The organism is Actinomycetota bacterium (genome assembly GCA_005774595.1).
Classification (GTDB): Bacteria; Actinomycetota; Coriobacteriia; order Anaerosomatales; family D1FN1-002; genus D1FN1-002.
The window spans coordinates 1-3565 of sequence record VAUM01000201.1 but is presented as its reverse complement, the minus strand read 5'-3'; the positions used below and the strand labels follow the sequence as shown (position 1 = coordinate 3565).

The following is a 3565-nucleotide window of genomic DNA, read 5'->3' as shown; positions in this document are numbered from 1 at the left end:
CTCCACGGCGCCGGGCAGGTAGGACGGGGACTCGTCGGTGACGAACCGGCCGAGCGGCAGGTCGATCGCACCCTCCGCCCGGGTGAGCCGGCCGCCCGCGACAGCGAAGAAGAGCAGCACGAGCGCCCAGTGGAACACCGGGCTGCCGAGCGCGCCCCACGCGTTCGCCGACGCCACAAGCCCGCCATCGGAACGCCGGACGCGCAGGCCGACGGTGCGCAGCTCGCGCGACGCGGCGTCGAGAGCCTCGTCGGCCGACTCGGCGGCCAGAGGCGCCGATCCGGCATGCGGCGCCGACAGGAGCGCCGAGGGCGCGGTGGCTCCCGCACGCAGTGTGCGCACCGCGACGCGGGTACGTTCGACCGCGCACACGAGCGTGCACAGCGCGAGCGCGCCGCACAGCGCGGCGAACACCGGCGAAGCGAAGCCGCGCTCGGCCCATCCGGGGACCGAAGCGGCCAGAGCGGCGTACACCGACGTCGCCGCTATCAGCGCGATGGCGAGCCATGGCGACCTCAGGTATTGGATCACGCGCTCCAACAGGGGTCAGAACACCTCATCCAGCGGGTCCGCGCGCACCTCGAACACGATCCACGGGCCCGGAGACGGCGAGCCCGCGGGCGGGGGCACGAGCGTGTACGTCGCCTCGTAGGAGGTGCGATGGACCGGTCCGATCCAGCTGTTGTCCACGATGGAGAAGTATCGGTAGCGCCACGTCTCCCTCGCAGTCACGACCGCGTCCGAGGCGCTCACCGACACGAGGCTCGTCTCGAGCGACTCCAGCCGCTGGTACAGGCACTGCGACTGCTCGCGATTGAGTTGGATGTAGGAGTCGACCCGCACCATCTCGTACGAATCCGCGGTGAGACTCGCTGAATCGGAAACCGCCGTGGCATAGGCGTACGAGACCCAGTCGAGGTACGAGCGAACGGCGGACTCCGGCGTACGAAGGTCCGGAGCAGCAGGGATGTCGACCTTCTCGGCCTTCGGAAGCTCGAGGGCGTCAGAGTCGCGTTGCTCACCGCATGATGCGCCCGTGAGCAGCAGCGACAGCGCTATGAGGACCGGCAGCAGCCGGCGGGAACGGTGCACGGGTCCTCCCCTAACGACGGCGCGGCCAGTCCAGATGATAGCAGGGGAGCGGACGCGAACCGCCCGCTCCCCTGCCGTTCTGCCCGGCCGATCCTACCAGGTCGGGTTCGTGATCGGATGCCGGGCGCTGTCGCAGCTGTCGCCGCAGTTCGTCTCCGTGCTGCCGGGGCCGTCGGTGATGTTGACGAGGTTGATGCCGTAGAAGCCGTCACCATTGACGGTATCGGGCACCACGTATGCGTTCGCCACACGGTCCGACCGTCCGCGCAACAGCCTGGGGGACTTCCACCCGTGCGGGATGACGACATGGCAGTGGTTGCAGCGCCGCGTATGGTCCGACCTGCTGGGGAAGCTGTGCCGCTCGCTCGTATGGCACCCGGCGCAGAAGTTGTTGGCTGACGTGCCCCAGCTGAACGAGGTCCGGTCGTACCAGTTCCCGGTGCCGCCCCACTTGAGCAGGTATCGGTTGGCAGACCCATGCGGGCCCCTCGCGCCCGTGCCGCTGAACGTGTGGCAGTCTGAGCACGTCATCGACGAGTCGATGCTCCACGGGGCGGCGAGGCCGAGGTCCGTCGGCTTGGCCCACGTCACGCTGCTACTCGTCACCGCGCGAGTGAACGCATCACCCATGACGTTGTGGCCCGAGAAGTTGTTCGGGTTGAAGTCGCGCGCCACGTTCACCTGGGCGTACGCTCGGGTCGTCGGGCGCGAGGGACTGACGATGCCAGTGAGCCCGGTCGCCCCCACGGACGGCGCGGCGTACGAGCTGTGGCACTTGAAGCAGAGGTACGCCTCGTAGTCGGTGGCGCCGCCGCTGATCGTGACGGTGGTGTACGCGGTGGTGAGACCCCAGTTCGACGCGGTCCACGCAGGCTGCACGCCCCACTGCCCGAACATGACGGGGCCGGCGGTCGACTGCCGGGACGTGTGCGTCCCGGGCTGGGAAGCGTGCACGTTGTGACAATCCTCGCACTCGACGTGGCGGTTGGCCACGGCAAAGCTCGCCGACGTGTCGTCGGAGCGGTGGCGGCCCTGCATCGCGGTCGACGTGACCGGATGCGCCGACATCACGCCCGGCCGCCGGAACAGGCCGGTCATGCTGGTAGACGTGGAGTCCATCGCACGCACGCCGTAGTAGTCCAGCGTCGTGCGGTTGGGATTGTCGTTGCCGTGACACCGCAGGCACAGCCATTCCTCGGACATGCCGGCGGTCACCGTGGCGCCCATCGCGGCGAGGATCCGCTCCTCGCCCGAGTAGTGGACCGAGAAGTGGTTCGGGTCGGTCTGGAACCCGTCGGTCTTGCTGCCGTTCTCCATGCCTCCGCCGTCGAGCTCGCCGTCGTGGCACTTCGAGCAGTTCGCATTGAACCGGGTCGAGTCTCCGGCGAAGGTCGAGGGCGCGGAGTAGTTGTGCGAGGACGAGGCGTACTGGCTCGCGGTGACCGTCATCGTCTTGGACGAGCCGCCGGCCGCCATGTTGGCGGTGTCCTTCGTAAGCGCCTGGCTGTGGCAGTAGACGCACACGCCCGGATTCGCAACGGTGCCGAAGTCGGTGTTCGTCGCGTCGGCGGTGGACGCCGGTGCTGCCGCGCCGATCGTCAGGCGCAGGTTCCGGCCTCGCTGATAGGTAACGTTCACAAACGGGCTGAACAGGTTGTGGTCCACGTGGCAGCTCAGGCAGAAGACGTCGGTCCTCGCGCCGGCGCTCAGCGGGTAGGTGATCGTGTCGCCGTTGTAGGTCCCGTTGCCGAGCACGTGGTGGTACCAGTTCGTGCGCTCCGGACCCGTGGTGGTCAGCAGGCTGTCCTCCATACGCGCCTGGTAGACCGTGTGGCACGCGTAGCACGGGATGCCGCCGCGCGACTCGCCACTCGCCGGGTTGTGGACGTTGACCGAACTCGACGACGCGAAGTCGTCGCCGTGGCACACGTAGCACGACCACGCCGTGTCCGCCGCGCTGTGGCCGGTGGGCACGACCGGGAGCTTGAGCACGCCGCCGGTCCTCGGGATACCGAGGAAGTTGCCGCTCGTGATGTTGACCATCGCCGAGCCGTTCCAGCCCTGGCCGGTCGCGTCGTCGGTGACGTGGCACGTCAGGCAGAAGTTGCGGACGTTCACCGGGTTCGTCTGCTCCGTCGAGGTCATGTTGACCTCGCCAGCCCCGTCACCGACGGTGATGGTCGTGCCGTTGACGTTGATGTCGTACAGCAGCATCTTGCCGCCCTCGGCACCGTGCGGGTTGTGGCACACGTCGCAGGGCAGCGCGCTGCCGGCGGGCAGGTTGCCCGCGGTCTTGGTGCGGTGGCCGCTGCGCGGGTTCGTGGCCGGCGCGGTACCGTAGCCGCTCGGCGGGTAGTACGCCGCGATGGCGCTGCCCGGGCCGTTGGCGTCGTGGCACGCGGAGCAGACGCGCTGGGCGTTGGCGGGAACGTTCGGCGCGGCGATCGCGGTGGTCAGCAGTTTTGGGAGCGTG

3 protein-coding genes are annotated in these 3565 nt (G+C 68.8%); all 3 read right to left on the bottom strand.

The window, feature by feature from the left end:
- Positions 1-540, bottom strand: a 540-nt coding sequence (locus tag FDZ70_07840) for a cytochrome c biogenesis protein ResB (GenBank protein ID TLM73197.1), incomplete at its 3' end; no start/stop codon positions are given.
- Between the two features lie 6 nt (positions 541-546).
- Complete coding sequence (locus tag FDZ70_07835) at positions 547-1092, bottom strand: hypothetical protein (GenBank protein TLM73196.1); 546 nt, start codon at positions 1090-1092, stop codon at positions 547-549.
- 93 nt (positions 1093-1185) lie between these two features.
- Positions 1186-3565 (bottom strand): hypothetical protein (locus FDZ70_07830; GenBank protein ID TLM73195.1); only part of this gene is annotated, 2380 nt, incomplete at its 5' end.